Source organism: Streptomyces sp. NPDC030838 (assembly GCF_055572035.1).
This window is the reverse complement of sequence record NZ_JBVIED010000016.1, coordinates 117,061-132,421: the sequence shown is the minus strand read 5'-3', so window position 1 is coordinate 132,421 and position 15,361 is coordinate 117,061. Positions and strand designations below refer to the sequence as shown.

Annotated in this window: 14 protein-coding genes; 7 read left to right on the top strand and 7 right to left on the bottom strand. The window is 71.0% G+C overall.

What is annotated here, in order from left to right:
• Positions 1-205: 205 nt before the first annotated feature.
• The 4 genes from ACZ42A_RS32695 to ACZ42A_RS32680 form a co-directional block, all read right to left on the bottom strand.
• Positions 206-1,315 (bottom strand): sensor histidine kinase, encoded by a 1,110-nt coding sequence (locus ACZ42A_RS32695; RefSeq protein ID WP_468530926.1) that lies wholly within the window; start codon positions 1,313-1,315, stop codon positions 206-208.
• Complete coding sequence (locus ACZ42A_RS32690; RefSeq protein ID WP_468530925.1) at positions 1,312-2,052, bottom strand: response regulator transcription factor; 741 nt, start codon at positions 2,050-2,052, stop codon at positions 1,312-1,314. The genes ACZ42A_RS32695 and ACZ42A_RS32690 overlap by 4 nt, the downstream gene beginning before the upstream one ends.
• A gap of 123 nt (positions 2,053-2,175) precedes the next feature.
• The gene (locus tag ACZ42A_RS32685) at positions 2,176-2,850 is read right to left on the bottom strand and encodes a spermine/spermidine synthase domain-containing protein (RefSeq protein ID WP_468530924.1); all 675 of its coding nucleotides are present in this window, start codon (positions 2,848-2,850) and stop codon (positions 2,176-2,178) included.
• A 54-nt stretch (positions 2,851-2,904) separates the two neighbouring features.
• Positions 2,905-3,396: a MarR family winged helix-turn-helix transcriptional regulator gene (locus ACZ42A_RS32680; RefSeq protein WP_468530923.1), complete on the bottom strand. Its 492-nt coding sequence runs from the start codon at positions 3,394-3,396 to the stop codon at positions 2,905-2,907.
• 258 nt (positions 3,397-3,654) lie between these two features.
• Between ACZ42A_RS32680 and ACZ42A_RS32675 the strand changes: the two genes are divergently transcribed.
• Positions 3,655-4,476, top strand: a complete 822-nt coding sequence (locus ACZ42A_RS32675; protein WP_468530922.1) for a lysozyme — start codon at positions 3,655-3,657, stop codon at positions 4,474-4,476.
• A gap of 61 nt (positions 4,477-4,537) precedes the next feature.
• Here the strand turns inward: ACZ42A_RS32675 and ACZ42A_RS32670 are convergent, their stop codons facing one another.
• From ACZ42A_RS32670 to ACZ42A_RS32660, 3 genes are all read right to left on the bottom strand, one after another.
• Positions 4,538-4,876 carry a hypothetical protein gene (locus tag ACZ42A_RS32670; RefSeq protein ID WP_468530921.1) on the bottom strand — a complete coding sequence of 113 codons (339 nt, stop codon included), beginning with the start codon at positions 4,874-4,876 and terminating at the stop codon, positions 4,538-4,540.
• 214 nt (positions 4,877-5,090) lie between these two features.
• Positions 5,091-7,514, bottom strand: coding sequence for an endopeptidase La (gene lon, locus ACZ42A_RS32665; RefSeq protein ID WP_468530920.1), 2,424 nt, complete (start codon positions 7,512-7,514; stop codon positions 5,091-5,093).
• 192 nt (positions 7,515-7,706) lie between these two features.
• Entirely contained in the window at positions 7,707-8,495 is a 789-nt protein-coding gene (locus ACZ42A_RS32660; RefSeq protein WP_468530919.1) for a protein phosphatase 2C domain-containing protein, read from the bottom strand.
• 356 nt (positions 8,496-8,851) lie between these two features.
• Here ACZ42A_RS32660 and ACZ42A_RS32655 point away from each other — a divergent pair, with 356 nt between their 5' ends.
• The 6 genes from ACZ42A_RS32655 to ACZ42A_RS32630 all read left to right on the top strand — a co-directional run bounded on the left by ACZ42A_RS32655 (position 8,852) and on the right by ACZ42A_RS32630 (position 15,354).
• On the top strand, positions 8,852-11,737 hold the full coding sequence (locus tag ACZ42A_RS32655; protein WP_468530918.1) for a sensor histidine kinase: 2,886 nt from the start codon (positions 8,852-8,854) through the stop codon (positions 11,735-11,737).
• The gene (locus tag ACZ42A_RS32650; RefSeq protein WP_468530917.1) at positions 11,734-12,237 is read left to right on the top strand and encodes a roadblock/LC7 domain-containing protein; all 504 of its coding nucleotides are present in this window, start codon (positions 11,734-11,736) and stop codon (positions 12,235-12,237) included. The genes ACZ42A_RS32655 and ACZ42A_RS32650 overlap by 4 nt, the downstream gene beginning before the upstream one ends.
• Positions 12,234-12,653: a DUF742 domain-containing protein gene (locus tag ACZ42A_RS32645; protein WP_468530916.1), complete on the top strand. Its 420-nt coding sequence runs from the start codon at positions 12,234-12,236 to the stop codon at positions 12,651-12,653. The genes ACZ42A_RS32650 and ACZ42A_RS32645 overlap by 4 nt, the downstream gene beginning before the upstream one ends.
• Complete coding sequence (locus tag ACZ42A_RS32640; RefSeq protein WP_468530915.1) at positions 12,634-13,272, top strand: GTP-binding protein; 639 nt, start codon at positions 12,634-12,636, stop codon at positions 13,270-13,272. Before ACZ42A_RS32645 ends, ACZ42A_RS32640 begins: the two co-directional genes overlap by 20 nt.
• A gap of 24 nt (positions 13,273-13,296) precedes the next feature.
• Complete coding sequence (locus ACZ42A_RS32635; RefSeq protein WP_468530914.1) at positions 13,297-14,550, top strand: styrene monooxygenase/indole monooxygenase family protein; 1,254 nt, start codon at positions 13,297-13,299, stop codon at positions 14,548-14,550.
• Positions 14,551-14,658: 108 nt separating this feature from the next.
• Positions 14,659-15,354 (top strand): VanZ family protein, encoded by a 696-nt coding sequence (locus ACZ42A_RS32630; RefSeq protein WP_468530913.1) that lies wholly within the window; start codon positions 14,659-14,661, stop codon positions 15,352-15,354.
• Positions 15,355-15,361: the final 7 nt, after the last annotated feature.

Below are 15,361 nucleotides of genomic sequence, written 5' to 3'. Positions count from 1 at the left end.
CCGTTCATCGTCGCGTAAGTCACATCGGAAAGCGTGTTTCGGGCTTGATAATGGCGGGAAACAAGCGTGGTTCCGGCCTGTGAGCAGGCACGACGGGTACGACGAGACGGGCCCGGCGCGGCAGGAGGCGCGGACCCTTCCCTGATCACACGTGTCCGTCAGTGCGGACGTCCGTGGATCTTGTGGCTCCGCTTCGAACCTTACGTCAACTTGGCAGGGATGGCAGTCCCGGAAGGGTGACAAGAATCCGGCAACCCCGCTCGGATTCGGCCACCCCGATCCGGCCGCCGTGCAGATCCACCGCCCAGCGCGCGATCGCCAGACCCAGACCCGTGCCGCCGTCGCTGCCAGGGCCGTGCGGCCGGCTGACCACACCCCGGTTGAACCGCTCGAACACCCGGTGCCACTCCGAACGCGGAATGCCCGGGCCCTCGTCCAGCACCTCCAGCTCCAGCGACTCCGGCTGGGCCCCGCGCCGCGCCTTCACCGTCACCCGGCCGTGCGGCGGGCTGTGCTTGACCGCGTTGTCGATCAGGTTGGCGACCACCTGGTGGATGCGCTCCGGGTCGGCGTGCGCGGTCAGCTCCGGCGGGGAGACGTCGAGATGCAGATGGACGTCGGTACGGGTGTGGCTGCCGGAGCCGGAGGCGATGCCCGCGCGCGCCGAGGCGACCATGTTGGCCTCCTTCAGCACGCCCGACAGATACGGCCACACCTCGAACCGCCGCTTCTTCAGCGGGACGACGCCGTTGTCCAGCCGGGACAGGTCCAGCAGCGTCTCCACCAGCCGCCCCAGGCGCTCGGTCTGCTTCAGCGCCGTACGCATGGTCTCGGGGTCGGCCTCGGCGATGCCGTCGACGACGTTCTCCAGCACCGCGCGCAGACCCGCGATGGGGGTGCGCAGCTCGTGCGAGACGTTGGCGACCAGCTCCTTGCGCTGGCGGTCCTGCGCCTCCAGCTCGTCCGCCATGACATTGATCGTCTGGGCCAGGTCGCCCAGCTCGTCCCGCCGGTTCTCGCGCACCCGGCGGCTGTAGTCGCCCTGCGAGATGGAGCGGGCCACCGCGTTCATCTCGTCCAGCGGCGCGGTGAGCGAGTGCGCCACGAACTGCGTGATCAGCAGCGTGGCGATCATCGAGAAGACCGTGATGAAGCGCAGTTCGGTCTCGGTGCGCATGGCCACCATCATCAGACCGGTGGTGATCAGCACCGAGATGACGACCAGCGCCCCCAGCTTGGTCTTGATCGAGAACGGGCGTAGGCCGCCCCAGGGCTCCCCGGGGCTCCTCCGTGCGGCTCTCCGCCCGTCGCTCATGGCGTCGGGGTCTCCAGGGCGTAGCCCACGCCGTGCACCGTGCGGATCCGCTCGGCGCCGATCTTCCGGCGCAGCGCCTTGATGTGGCTGTCGACCGTGCGGGTGCCGGAGGCGTCCGCCCAGTCCCACACCTCGGCGAGCAGCTGCTCACGGGAGAGCACCGCGCGCGGGGTGTTCGCCAGGCACACCAGCAGATCGAACTCGGTGGGCGTCAGATGCACGTCCTCCGACTTCACCCGCACCCGGCGCTGCGCGTGGTCGATCTCCAGTTCGCCGAGGCGCAGGATGCCGCTGCGCGGCGTGGAGGCGGCCAGCGCGGCCCGCTCCACCCGGCGCAGCAGCACATGCACGCGGGCGGCCAGCTCCCGCATGGAGAACGGCTTGGTCATGTAGTCGTCGGCGCCGACGCCGAGCCCGACCAGCATGTCGGTCTCGTCGTCGCGCGCGGTGAGCATCAGGACCGGGACGGGCCGCTGGGCCTGCACCCGGCGGCACACCTCCAGCCCGTCGAAGCCCGGCAGCATGATGTCGAGAATCAGCAGGTCGGGCTGCCAGGCCTCCGCCGTGTCGACCGCCGCCGGACCGTCGCCGGCCGTTTGCACCAGGAATCCCTCGGCGCGCAGGCGGGCCGCGATGGCGTCGACGATCGTCGGGTCGTCCTCGACCACCAGGACCCGGCGCTGCGCGCCCGGAGTGGTCGTCGCCGTGCCGTTGTGGGAGGTCTGTGTCTGCTCCATCGCCCGCCCCAAAAGTGTGCTTTCCGGAATCAGTGGGGTGATCCCATGTCTGCGCATGACTGCGATTGACGCTTGAATGATCCGCGTCAGGGAAGCAGCGTACGGGGAGTCACCGCGCCTTTGCTATCCAGGTCGGACGCCGAGGTGCACGACGTCCGGAACGCCCCGGGCAACGGGGATCTCTTCGGTACGCACATGCTGGAATCCGGCATTCCACAAGGTTTCTTCGAATTCCGGGGAGGGTTCCGCGGACCATACCGCGAGCACCCCGCCGGGACTCAACACCCTTGCGCAGCTTGCCAGTCCGGCCGGTTCGTACAGTCCGTCGTTGCCTTCCGTGACGGTCCATCCGGGCCCGTTGTCGATGTCCAGGCACAGCGCGTCATACGTGGCGGATGTCTCATTGACGAAACTGACGAGATCAGCCTCGACGATCTCGGTGCGGGGATCGGACAGAGCCTTCCGGGACAGGTCGGAAAGGGGTCCGCCGCGATGCCAGTCGATGACGGCGGGCTCGCGCTCCACGACCGTGATCCGCCCCCAGCGGGCGTTCGCGGCGTGTGCGAGCGAGAAGCCGACCCCCAGTCCGCCGATCAGCAGCCGGGGCGCCGGCCGCTCGTCGAGCGCGGCCAGCGCCGCGTCGACCAGCCGCCGTTCCGAACGGCCGTCGGAGGTGTCCATCAGGAAGCAGCCGTTCGCGATGATCTGCAGCACATCACCGTGCCGGCGCAGCACGACCTCGCCGTAGGGGCCCTCGCGGCGGTCCAGCACCTCAGGAATGTCGTAAGCGGTGGACATCCGTCCATCCTGGCACTTCGCTGACGGCCCGTCGGCGGAATTACCGACCGGGGGCTACTTCTCCATGCCGCGGTTGAGCTGCTGCAGCAGTCGGGCCAGTTCCGCCACCTCGCGGCGGTCCCAGTGGGCGAGCTGGCTGACGTAGCGGGCCCGGCGGGCCTCCCGCACCCGCTGCACCCGGCGGCGGCCCTCCTCGGTGAGGTGCACCAGCCAGGCGCGGCCGTCGGCCGGGTCCGGCTCGCGGGCCACCAGGCCCAGGTCCTCCAGGGCGCGCAGCTGACGGGACATGGTGGCCTTGCCGACGCCGATGTAGGCCGCCAGCTCGGTGGCGCGCTGCCGGCCGCACTCGTCCAGCCGTACGAGCAGGCCGTACGCCGCCGACTCCAGGTCGGGGTGGACCGCGCGGGCCATCTCGCCCTGCTTGGCGCGGGCCCGGCGCATCAGCACCGTCAGCTCCCGCTCCAGGGCCAGGTACTCCTGGTCCACACCACTCGGCGACGCCGCGGATTCGCCTCCGTGTCCGCCGCCGTTTCCGTCCTCGTGCACGTCAGCACCCCTGATCCGGTTTCCCGATCCTGAAAGTTCCTGCCAAAGGCAACCATCGCCGCAGCTCCGCCAGTATTTCGCAGGCGTAGACCAACGGCGGCAACCGGTCCCTCTTCCCACCCGCACTTCTGCGTGCGTAGCTTCTTTACCAGGCAATTACTGGCATGCCCACGCCAGTACCGGACGATGACGTCCACCCCACCGTGTTCCCCCCACCGAGCACCCCCTCATCGAGTCTTCAGTCTTCGGAGGCACGTCATGCCCGTGCACAGATCCGGAACGACCCGACGCCGGCGCCGTCTGACCGTCGCCGGCATCCTGCTCGCCGCCTTCTCCCTCCTCTTCACCGTCCCGTCGTCCGCCGCCGACACCCCCGCCCGCGGCACCGCCTACATGGGCATGGGCGTGCCGGCCCACGACGGCGTGCACGGCACGCCCACCCCCGGTGACGCCACCCAGACCGAAGGCGTGGACGTCAGCAGCCACCAGGGCAACGTCGCCTGGACGACCCTGTGGAACAGCGGGGTGAAGTGGGCCTACGTGAAGGCCACGGAAGGCACGTACTACAAGAACCCGTACTTCGCGCAGCAGTACAACGGCTCGTACAACGTGGGCATGATCCGTGGCGCCTACCACTTCGCCACCCCCGACACCACCAGCGGCGCCACCCAGGCCAACTACTTCGTCGACAACGGCGGCGGCTGGTCCCGCGACGGCAAGACCCTCCCCGGTGCCCTCGACATCGAGTGGAACCCCTACGGCGCCGCCTGCTACGGCAAGTCGCAGACCGCGATGGTCTCCTGGATCCGCGACTTCCTGAACACCTACAAGGCCCGCACCGGCCGCGACGCCGTCATCTACACCGCCACCAGCTGGTGGAAGCAGTGCACCGGCAACTACGCCGGATTCGCCCAGTACAACCCGCTGTGGATCGCGCGGTACGCGTCGACGGTGGGGGAGCTGCCGGCGGGGTGGGCGTACTACACGATGTGGCAGTACACCTCCACGGGCCCGACCGTGGGAGACCACAACAGGTTCAACGGCGCGTACGACCGACTGCAGGCGCTCGCCCTCGGATAGCCCCACGGACACGGCGATGCCCCGCCGGTCGAGGGACGGCGGGGCATCGCGTCGGTACGGATCAGTCGTCGTGCTTGTCCTTCTTGTGGTGGTCCTTCTTGTGGTGGTCGTGGTGGTCATGGTGATCGTGGTGGTCGTGGACCTTGACCCACTTGCAGTGCTTGTGCCAGTGGCCGTGCTTGTGGTGCTTGTGCCACTTGCAGTGCTTCTCCCAGTGCCCGTGGTCGCTGTGCGTGGCGACCGAGCTCACGGCCGACGATGCGGGCATCGGGGCCGCCGAGGCCGCGCCCCCCGAGAGGAACATCCCGCCGGCGGCCACCGCGACCGAGGCCACGACCGTCGCGAGACGGATTCCGCGCTTCTGACGGATCTCCGGCTTGTTTTCCTTCGTGTGCGTCATGGGTTCGTCCTACTCTCCGAGGGCCCTTCGCCTTGTCCGGTCTTTCCGGTGGGGCCGCACTTCCAGTAGGCCGAATCGGGGCAAAAGGGTCATGTTCCGAAGTTTCGGGACTTGACACCACACGGAGTAGGGGTTAGGGCCCGCCCACGCGCCCATGGCGAAGGCCCGGGCCTCCCTCACGGGACCCGGGCCTTCTGTTGTCCGGACGCGTCCGTCACGCCGCGACCGGAACCTCCGGCGCCGCGCCGCTCGTGGCCGGCGTCAGGGCCAGCTCCAGGACCTGGCGGACGTCGGTGACGGTGTGGACGTCGAGCTTGTCCAGCACCTCGGCGGGGACGTCGTCCAGGTCGGGCTCGTTGCGCTTGGGGATGATCACCGTGGTGACGCCCGCGCGGTGCGCGGCGAGCAGCTTCTGCTTCACGCCGCCGATGGGCAGGACCCGGCCGGTCAGGGAGACCTCGCCGGTCATGGCCACGTCGGTGCGGACCAGGCGGCCGGAGAGGAGGGACGCCAGGGCCGTCGTCATCGTGATGCCGGCGCTCGGGCCGTCCTTCGGGACCGCGCCCGCCGGGAAGTGGATGTGCACGCCCCGGTCCTTCAGGTCGGCGACCGGGAGTTCCAGCTCGGCGCCGTGGGAGCGGAGGAAGGACAGGGCGATCTGTGCGCTCTCCTTCATCACGTCGCCCAGCTGGCCGGTGAGGGTCAGGCCCGCCGCGCCCGTCTCCGGGTCGGCCAGCGACGCCTCCACGTAGAGGACGTCACCGCCCGCGCCGGTCACCGCCAGGCCCGTCGCCACGCCCGGGACGGACGTACGGCGCTCGGCCGGGTCCTGGGCCGACTCCGGCACATGGTGCGGGCGGCCGATCAGGCCGCGCAGATCGGCGTCGGTGATGGTGAACGGCAGCTCCCGCTCGCCCAGTTCGTGCTGTGCGGCGACCTTGCGCAGCAGCCGGGCGACGGACCGCTCCAGATTGCGTACGCCGGCCTCGCGCGTGTACTCACCGGCCAGCTTGCGCAGCGCGCTCTCGTCGATGGTCACCTCGTCCGCGCCGAGCCCGGCGCGCTCCAGCTGGCGCGGCACCAGGTGGTCACGGGCGATGACGACCTTCTCGTCCTCGGTGTAGCCGTCCAGCCGGACCAGTTCCATCCGGTCGAGCAGGGCCTCGGGGATGGCCTCCAGGACGTTGGCCGTGGCCAGGAAGACGACGTCCGACAGGTCGAGTTCGACCTCCAGGTAGTGGTCGCGGAAGGTGTGGTTCTGGGCGGGGTCGAGGACTTCGAGGAGCGCCGCGGCCGGGTCGCCGCGGAAGTCGGAGCCGACCTTGTCGATCTCGTCCAGCAGGACGACCGGGTTCATCGAACCGGCCTCCTTGATGGCGCGGACGATCCGGCCGGGCAGCGCGCCGACGTACGTGCGCCGGTGGCCGCGGATCTCCGCCTCGTCGCGGACACCGCCGAGGGCGACGCGGACGAACTTGCGCCCCATGGCGTGCGCGACGGACTCGCCGAGGCTGGTCTTGCCGACGCCGGGCGGGCCCACCAGGGCCAGGACGGCACCGCCGCGCCGTCCACCGACGACGCCGAGGCCGCGCTCGCCGCGGCGCTTGCGCACCGCCAGGTACTCGGTGATCCGCTCCTTCACGTCCTCCAGGCCGGCGTGCTCGGCGTCCAGGATCGCCTTGGCGCCCTGGATGTCGTACGCGTCCTCGGTCCGCTCGTTCCACGGGAGTTCGAGGACGGTGTCCAGCCAGGTGCGGATCCAGGAGCCCTCGGGGGACTGGTCGCTCGCCCGCTCCAGCTTGTCGACCTCCTTGAGGGCGGCCTCGCGGACCTTCTCGGGCAGGTCGGCGGCCTCGACGCGGGCGCGGTAGTCGTCGGACTCCTCGCCCTCCTTCTCGCCGTTCAGCTCGCGCAGCTCCTTGCGGACCGCCTCCAGCTGACGGCGCAGCAGGAACTCGCGCTGCTGCTTGTCGACGCCCTCCTGGACGTCCTTGGCGATGGTCTCGGCGACGTCCTGCTCGGCGAGGTGGTCGCGCAACTGCTGGGTGGCGAGCCTGAGGCGGGCGACCGGGTCGGCGGTCTCCAGCAGCTCGACCTTCTGCTCGGTGGTGAGGAACGGGGAGTAACCGGAGTTGTCGGCGAGCGCGGAGACGTCGTCGATCGCCTGCACCCGGTCGACCACCTGCCAGGCGCCGCGCTTCTTCAGCCAGGCGGTGGCGAGGGCCTTGTACTCCTTGACCAGCTCGGTGACGTGCCCCGGCAGCGGGTCGGGCACGCTCTCGTCGATCCGCGTGCCCTCGACCCACAGGGCGGCGCCCGGCCCGGTCGTCCCGGCGCCGATCTTCACCCGCCCACGCCCGCGGATCAGGGCGCCCGGGTCACCGTCCGCCAGCCGGCCGACCTGCTCGACGGTGCCGAGCACACCGGTGCTCGCGTAGGTCCCGTCGACGCGGGGCACCAGGAGGACCCTGGGCTTGCCCGGCTCCGACCGCGCGGCCGCCTGAGCGGCTTCCACCGCGGCCCGTACATCGGCGTCATTGAGGTCCAGCGGAACCACCATCCCGGGCAGCACGACCTCGTCGTCGAGCGGCAGCACAGGCAGGGTGAGCGGTGTGAACGCCGTGGACTCAGCAGCCATGATCTCCCCTTCGGCAGTCAAGTTGAGTTATGCCGACTCAATGCGCGGAAGAGCTTGAATGTTCCCAGGCCCTTGTTCGCTGTCAGCGATCACTGGCTCCGGGTGCTGTTTCCGCTGGTGGGAGCGGGGGTGCCGGCCTCGGGCGCTACTCGGGACTCCGCTCGGAAGCCCACTCAGAACTCAGAACTTCACTCAGAACTCCACGAACACCACCGTCGCGTCGTCGTGCGTCTTGCCGCGGCCCAGGCGCGTCCGCTGCTCCCGGTCCGCCTCCTCCAGGGTGCGCACCCGGTCGATCAGCCACTGGGGGCCGTTCTTGCGGATCGCGCTGTGGAGGTCGGTCCAGTCGCCTTCCCGGAACTTCTCCGTCCAGCGGGTGGCGCCGTCGGTGAGGGCGGTCAGGGAGGCGACCGACGCGCGCGGGACGGTGCCCGTCACCGCGCGGGCGGCGACCGCCGGGTCCGCGGCGGCGGTGAAGAAGCCGCCCTCCTTGTTGCGCAGGGTGGCGTCGATGGCGGTGTCGGAGGTGAGGGCCGCGCGGGGGAGGCGGGTGAGGCGGTCGTCGAGGACGGGGGTGACCGCGCCGTCGGGGGATTCGAGGAGCAGGGCGGAGTCGGACAGGACCAGGTACTCGACGGTCTCCTCCGTCCAGCGGGCCAGGACCACCGTTGCCTGTGGGGTGCGTGGGTGAGAAAGGTCACAGGTTTCGGTGTGGGCTTCGGAGGTACGTGCGATCGCGCGGGCCAGTGCGTCCGCCAGCGGAACATCCGGGAGTGAAACGGTCAGTTCGGTCAGCGCCCCGCCCAGGCGCGCGGTGTACCAGGGGACGGAATGCAGACAGCCGGTTCCGCCCCGCGGCGGGGTCACGCCGTCCAGGACGACCAGACAACCGCCCTGTCCGGAGGCGGGAAGTCCGACACCGGCGAAGTCCTCGTTGGGGCGCGCGGGATCGCCCGCCACCGAGACAAGTTCCGTACGCATCCGGTCAGTCTGCACGAGCCCTTCACAAGGTCCGCGAAAGGCTGGCATCGGTCGCCGAATCATCGAACCGTCGCAGGTCAGGAGCCGGGTTTGGGATGGAATGGCGCACTCCGGGAAGGCGTGGCGGCGAATCCTGCCAAAGCCTGCGGCAGACGTCCAACCGGCCCGCCGCGCAAGGCTGTCGCACGCGCCAGAGGAACTTGCCCGCCAACTCCGGTCCGATGTTCACTCCTTCGGGTGGCGGGTCAGACGATGCACGTCCCCTGCCCACCGGCACTGGGAGGGTCGGGAACTGTACCGGGAGTACGCACCAGTTGACGGAGCGTCACCCGGGTCCACGGGTACACGAGTCAGGAATGCGAGCACCGGTGCAGAAGAAGCGGCCTCGGCGCACAGACAGGCAGACGGCCCCCGAGGGGGCAGCGGAGCACACTCCCGTCGGCAAGGGCCGCCCCACCCGCGTACGCAACCGCCTCATCGTGGCCGTCGCCGTGGTGGCCGCCGCGATCGCCGGTGCGGGCACCCCCTCCGTGCTCGCCGCCGCGGGACAGGCCCACGACACCCAGGAACTGGTGACGCTCTCCGAGCAGACCCAGGACGCCCTCGCCCTCGCCCACGCGCTCGCCGACGAGCGCGACGAGGTGATCTCGTACGTCGCGGCCGGCCGCCCCAAGTCCAAGGCGCCCTCCGAGCAGCGCTCCGCCCGGGTCGACCGGCAGGTGGAGGAGCTGCGCGCGGACAGTGACACCCCGGCGTCGGTGCTGAAGGACCTGGACGGTATCGCGGCCGTCCGCAGAGCGGCGCTCACCGGAAAGAGCACCGCTCTCGAAGCGCACCAGGCGTACTCCGACGCCATCGCCGAACTCCACCGGCTCGCCGAGGACCTGGCCGAACAGCTCCCGCCCCGCGCGGGCGCCGGAGCGTACGCCCTCGCCGAACTCGACTCCGCCGTCCAGCAGTCCGCCGCCGCCCGCGGCCTGCTGCTCGCCGCGCTCAACGTGCCGCGCACCACCCAGACGGTCATCGACCCCGTCACCGGCGTGCCCACCACCGCCACCACCTCCTCCCAGGCCGACGCCCGGCAGCGCGCCGCGCTCACCGCCGCCGCCCAGCAGGCCCGGCTGCGCTCCGACGCGGCCCTGGCGGACTTCCGGGAGACCGCGCCCAAGGCCGCCCGCACCTCGTACGACTCCACGGTCACCGGCCCCGAGGTCAACTCCGCCGAGAAGTACCTCGCCGCCCTCACCGACCAGCCGACCCTCTCCGACACCGAACTCGCCACCGACGCCGCGAAGCTGAACGCCGCGCTCTCCGCCCGCGTCGACGCGATGCGCGGCGTCGAGTCCGCGCTCTACGACCGCCGCACCAAGGACCTGGAGGCGCTGCGCGACGACGACGTCACCGAGCTGGAGATCCGGATCGCCCTCCTCGGCGCGCTGCTCCTGCTCGCCGTCGGCATCGCCACCGCCATGGCGCGCACCCTCACCCGACCGCTCGCCGTGCTGCGCATCGGCTCCGCCCGGCTCGCCGAGGCCGCCGACCCGGCCGCCGAGGAACCGGTCAAGTTCACCGGGCGCAACGACGAGTTCGCCCGCGTCGTTCGCTCCGTCAACGCCCTGCACGCGCAGGCCGTCGCCCTGCACGAGCGGGTCGCCACGCTGGAGGCCGACCGCAAGCACCTGGTCGGGCAGCGGCAGAAGATGGCCGACGCCCGCGAGCAGCTGCGCGCGGAACTGGCGGAGTCGACCGCCCAGTTGGAGCGGGTGCGCACCAGCATCGGCGGTACGTTCGTCAGCCTGGCGCTGCGCACGCTCGGTCTGGTCGAACGTCAGCTCGCCGTGATCGAGCAGCTGGAGGAGCGCGAGCAGGACCCGGACCGGCTCTCCACCCTGTTCAAGCTCGACCACTTCGCCACCGTGATGCGCCGGCACAGCGAGAACCTGCTCGTCCTGGCCGGTACCGAGCACGTCCAGCAGCACCACGGACCCGTCCCGCTGGTCGACGTCGCCCGGGCGGCGGTCAGCGAGATCGAGCGCTACGAGCGGGTCCGGATCTCCGCGCTGCCGCCGCACGCCCACATCGCCGGGTTCGCCGCCGACGACCTCTCCCACCTGCTCGCCGAGCTGATGGAGAACGCCACCTCGTTCTCCCCGCCCGACGTGCCCGTCGAGGTCTCCGGCTGGCTGCTGGAGAACGGCGAGGTCATGCTCTCCGTGCAGGACGGCGGTATCGGCATGACCGAGGAGCGGATGACCCGGCTCAACGCCCGGCTCGCCGACTTCGACCCCGAGGCCGCGTACGACCAGGAGGGCGACGACGGGCTCGGGCTGGGCCTGTACGTCGTCGCCCGGCTCGCCCACCGGCTCGGAGTGCGGGTCCAGCTGCGGGAGCAGAAGCAGGGCGGCGTCGCGGCGGTCGTGGTGCTGCCGCAGCCGCTGCTCGCCGAGGCCGGGCCGGCCGCCGTGCCCAGCGCCTCGCCCTCCCCGGACGGCACCCTCACCTTCTCCCTCCCCGGCGCGGACGCCGAGGCCAACTCCAACGTCCTGCCCGGCCGCGCCAAGCACACCGACCCGCTGGTCGCGCTCGCGGAGAAGGCCGTACGGCAGGAGGAGGCCGCCGCGGACGCCGCGGCCGGCGTCGAGGCGGACGTACGGCCGGAGGAGCAGGCCGGGAGCGACGTAGAACCGGAGCCGCAGCAGGAGCCGGAGTCGGAGCGGGAGCGGGAGCCGGAGCCGGGCGACGAGCCCGAGTCGGACGGCGAGCCCGAGTCCGAGGCGGTGCCCGCCGCGGAGGCCCCCGCCGAGACCACCATGGAGCTGCTCATCCCGGAGCCCGCCGCCGAGCCGGAGCCGGAACCCGAACCCGAGCGGCCCGCCACGAAGACGCCGGAGGCCCCCGCCGACCCCTACGCCATCGGCCCCGACACGCACGACCGCGCTCCCGACGAGGGCGAGGACCAGCTCACCGACAAGGGGCTGCCCAAGCGCACCCCGAAGATCACCGCGCCCGCGGCGGCGCCCCGGCAGCGTACCGAGGGCGTCGACGCCGAGGCACTGCGCCGCCGGCTGGGCGGCTTCCGCCGGGGGGCGGAGGCCGGGCGCCGTGATGTCGAGGCGGAGATCGCCGAGCAGACGGCCCAGACCAGGACGCCGGACGTCCCCGCACCTCACCACCGCACGACCGCAGGACACGCACAAGCCGAAGAAGCCACGGGGGGCACAGTCGAGGAGGCAAGCAGTTGACCGCGCCCAGTACCTTCGGACTGAGCAGTGAAGCCCGCAACCTGCACTGGCTGCTGACCAACCTCGTCGAGGAGGTGCCCGGCATCCTCTCCGTCGCGGTGGTCTCCTCCGACGGACTGCTGCTGCTCTCGTCCGACCCCGGGCGGAACGAGGCCGCCCGCGCCCCCCGCGCCGGCCGCCCCGCCGGCCCGCGCGGCTCCTCCGCCGACCTGGCCACCATCGTCTCCGGCATCGGCAGCCTCACCATCGGCGCCGCCCGGCTGCTGGAGTTCGGCGGGGTGAAGCACACCATGGTCGCGATGGACGAGGGCAGCCTGTTCGTGATGTCGATCAGCGACGGCTCGCTGCTCGGGGTGCACGGCTCCGCGGACTGCGACATGAGCGTGGTGGCGTACCACATGGCGCTCTTCGTCGGCCGCGCCGGCCATGTGCTGACCCCCGAACTGCGCAGCGAGCTACGGAAATCCCTGGAGTCCGAGTCGACGGGGAGTGCCCGATGAGTACACCCAAATCGCAGCTCCCGGTGCGCGGCGGCGACCGCAAGCCCGCCCGCGTCCGCCCCTACTCGCTCACCGGCGGCCGTACCCGCTTCGGGCACGTCCTGCTGGTCGAGACGTTCGTGGCTTCCACGGCCGCGCTGGACGCCGCCGAGCAGCGGAAGGAACTGACGAATGGTTCCCTCACCACCCGGGTGATGCCGGAGATGCGGGCCATCGTCGAACTGTGCCGCCGGATGCGCACGGTGGCCGAGATCGCCGCGCTGCTGAGGATGCCGCTCGGCGTGGTCCGCGTGCTCCTCAGCGACCTCGCGGACCAGGGAAAGATCCGGGTGTACGGAACCGGTACCGGGCACGGCACGGGCCGCCCGAACCGAGCGCTGCTGGAAAGGGTGCTGAGTGGACTCCGTCGTCTCTGATGCCGCTCGCGGCGTCTCCCCGCTCCTCGACGACGAGGGGCCCGTACAGCCCTGGCAGACGGACCGCACCCGCGCCCCCGTCGCCACGAAGATCGTGGTGGCGGGCGGCTTCGGCGTCGGCAAGACCACGCTGGTCACCTCCGTCTCGGAGATCACCCCGCTGCAGACCGAGGCCCTGATGACCGAGGCCAGCGAGGAGACCGACGACCTCACCGCCACGCCCGGCAAGCTGACCACCACCGTGGCCATGGACTTCGGCCGCATCACGCTCGACGACGACCTGGTGCTCTACCTGTTCGGCACGCCGGGCCAGCAGCGGTTCTGGTTCATGTGGGACGACCTGGTGCGCGGCGCGATCGGGGCGGTGGTGATGGCCGACACCCGCCGTCTGAAGGACTGCTTCCCGGCACTGGACTACTTCGAGAGCTGTGGACTGCCGTACGTCGTCGCGGTCAACCACTTCGACGGCAGCGAGCTGTTCGATCCCGAGGACGTCCGCGAAGCCCTCACGATTCCCCCGCACATACCTGTCATGATCATGGACGCGCGGCGCCGGATCTCGGTGATCGAGACGCTCCTCGCCCTCGTGGCCCACGCGCTCGAGGAAACCCCCGAGTAGCCCACCTAGGAGAGACATTTCCGCATGCGGAAGATACTCGTCGTAGGGGCCGGCCAGTCCGGCCTCCAGATCGCCCTCGGCCTCCAGTCGCACGGCTACGAGGTCACCCTGATGTCGAACCGGACCGCGGACGAGATCCGCTCCGGCCGGGTCATGTCGACGCAGTGCATGTTCCACACGGCACTCCAGCACGAGCGCGACCTCCAGCTGAACTTCTGGGAGTCCCAGGCCCCGAAGATCGAGGGACTCGGCGTCTCCGTGGCGGCGCCCGGCTCGCACGACCCGGGCCCGACACAGCGCGCGATCGACTGGGTGGGCAGGCTCGACGGGTACGCGCAGTCGGTCGACCAGCGGGTGAAGATGGCCGGCTGGATGGAGACCTTCGCGCAGCGCGGCGGCCAGCTCGTCATCCACGGCGCGGCGGTCGGCGACCTCGACTACTTCTCCCGTACGTACGACCTGGTGCTGGTCGCGGCGGGCAAGGGCGAGCTGGTGCAGATGTTCGCCCGGGACCCCGAGCGCTCTCCCTACGCCGAGCCGCAGCGCGCCCTCGCGGTGGCCTACGTCCACGGCCTCGGCCCGCGCCCGGAGCACCCGGAGTTCGACGCGGTCCGCTGCAACCTGGTGCCCGGAGTCGGCGAGCTGTTCGTCATGCCGACGCTCACCACCTCCGGCCGCGCCGACATCCTGTTCTGGGAGGGCATACCCGGCGGCCCGCTCGACGTCTTCCAGGGCGTCAAGGACCCGGCGGAACACCTCTCCCTGACTCTGGAACTCATGGAGAAGTTCACGCCCTGGGAGTACGCGCGGGCCACCAAGGTCGAGCTGACGGACGCGGGCGGCACGCTGGCCGGCCGCTACGCGCCCACGGTCCGCAACCCGATCGGCCGCCTCCCCGGCGGCGGTCTGGTCCTCGGCGTGGCCGACGTGGTCGTCGCCAACGACCCGATCACCGGGCAGGGCTCCAACTCGGCGTCCAAGTGCGCGGCGGCGTATCTGGCGGCCATCCTCGAACACGGTGACAAGCCGTTCGACGAGGAGTGGATGCAGGCCACGTTCGACCGCTACTGGGCCACGGCCCAGCACGTCACCAAGTGGACCAACGCGATGCTGGCTCCGCCGCCCGAGCACATCCTGAACCTCATCGGCGCCGCCGGGCAGCTTCAGCCGGTGGCGGATCGTTTCGCCAATGCGTTCAACGATCCTGCGGATTTCGAGAACTTCTTCTACGAGCCGGAGAAGACCCAGGCGTACCTGTCCTCGGTCACGGGAGCCTGACGGGCCTCCGACCAGCGGTCCGGCGGTCGTCGTCGGGGATTCCGGGTATCGCGGGCGTATCGAGAATCGCATACGCCGGCGCAACGGCCCTCCGTCTCCAATGGGGGCATGAACCACAACGCGTCCCTGTCGGCACCGCCCCGCCGCACGCGCGGCATCGTGCTCCTCGGCCTGGCGATCCTCGGCGTGGCGGCCGCCGCGTTCGTCGTGCGGCGGCCGCTCATGATGTCCGCTCCGATGTGCATGGCCGGGCGGTGGCACGGCTGCTTCGGTACGTTCAACGGTGTAGTGCTCATGACGTTGGTCGCGCTGCCGTTGGCCGCGTTGGCGGTGTGGGCCCTGGCGCGGCGTCGGCGGGCGGCCGGCACCACCGCGCCGTGGCGGATGTCGCTGGCCGAGGTGGGCATGGTCCACGGGACGGTGCCGTTCCTGTGGATGACCCTGATGCCGGGCGGCGGTGCCGGCACCGTCCCCGCCCGGGTGAGCCTGGTACCGCTGCGGGACCTGGTCACGATGGGGACGCTCGGCATCGTCGGCAACCTGCTGGTCTTCGCGGCGCTGGGGTTCTTCGCCCCGATGCGGTTCGCGGCGCTGGCGTCCGTGCCGCGGATCCTGGCGCTCGGGGCGGGCTGCTCGGCCCTGGTCGAAACCGCACAGTACGTCCTGCGTCTTGACCGGGTGTCCTCCGTGGACGACGTCCTGGTCAACGCCGCCGGCGCCGTGCTGGCCGCGCTGGCGTCGCGCCGTTGGTGGCGTACTACGGCAAAAGCGCCGCATACGTCGGCGATATGTGGTGCTGCCTAGGCTTCGG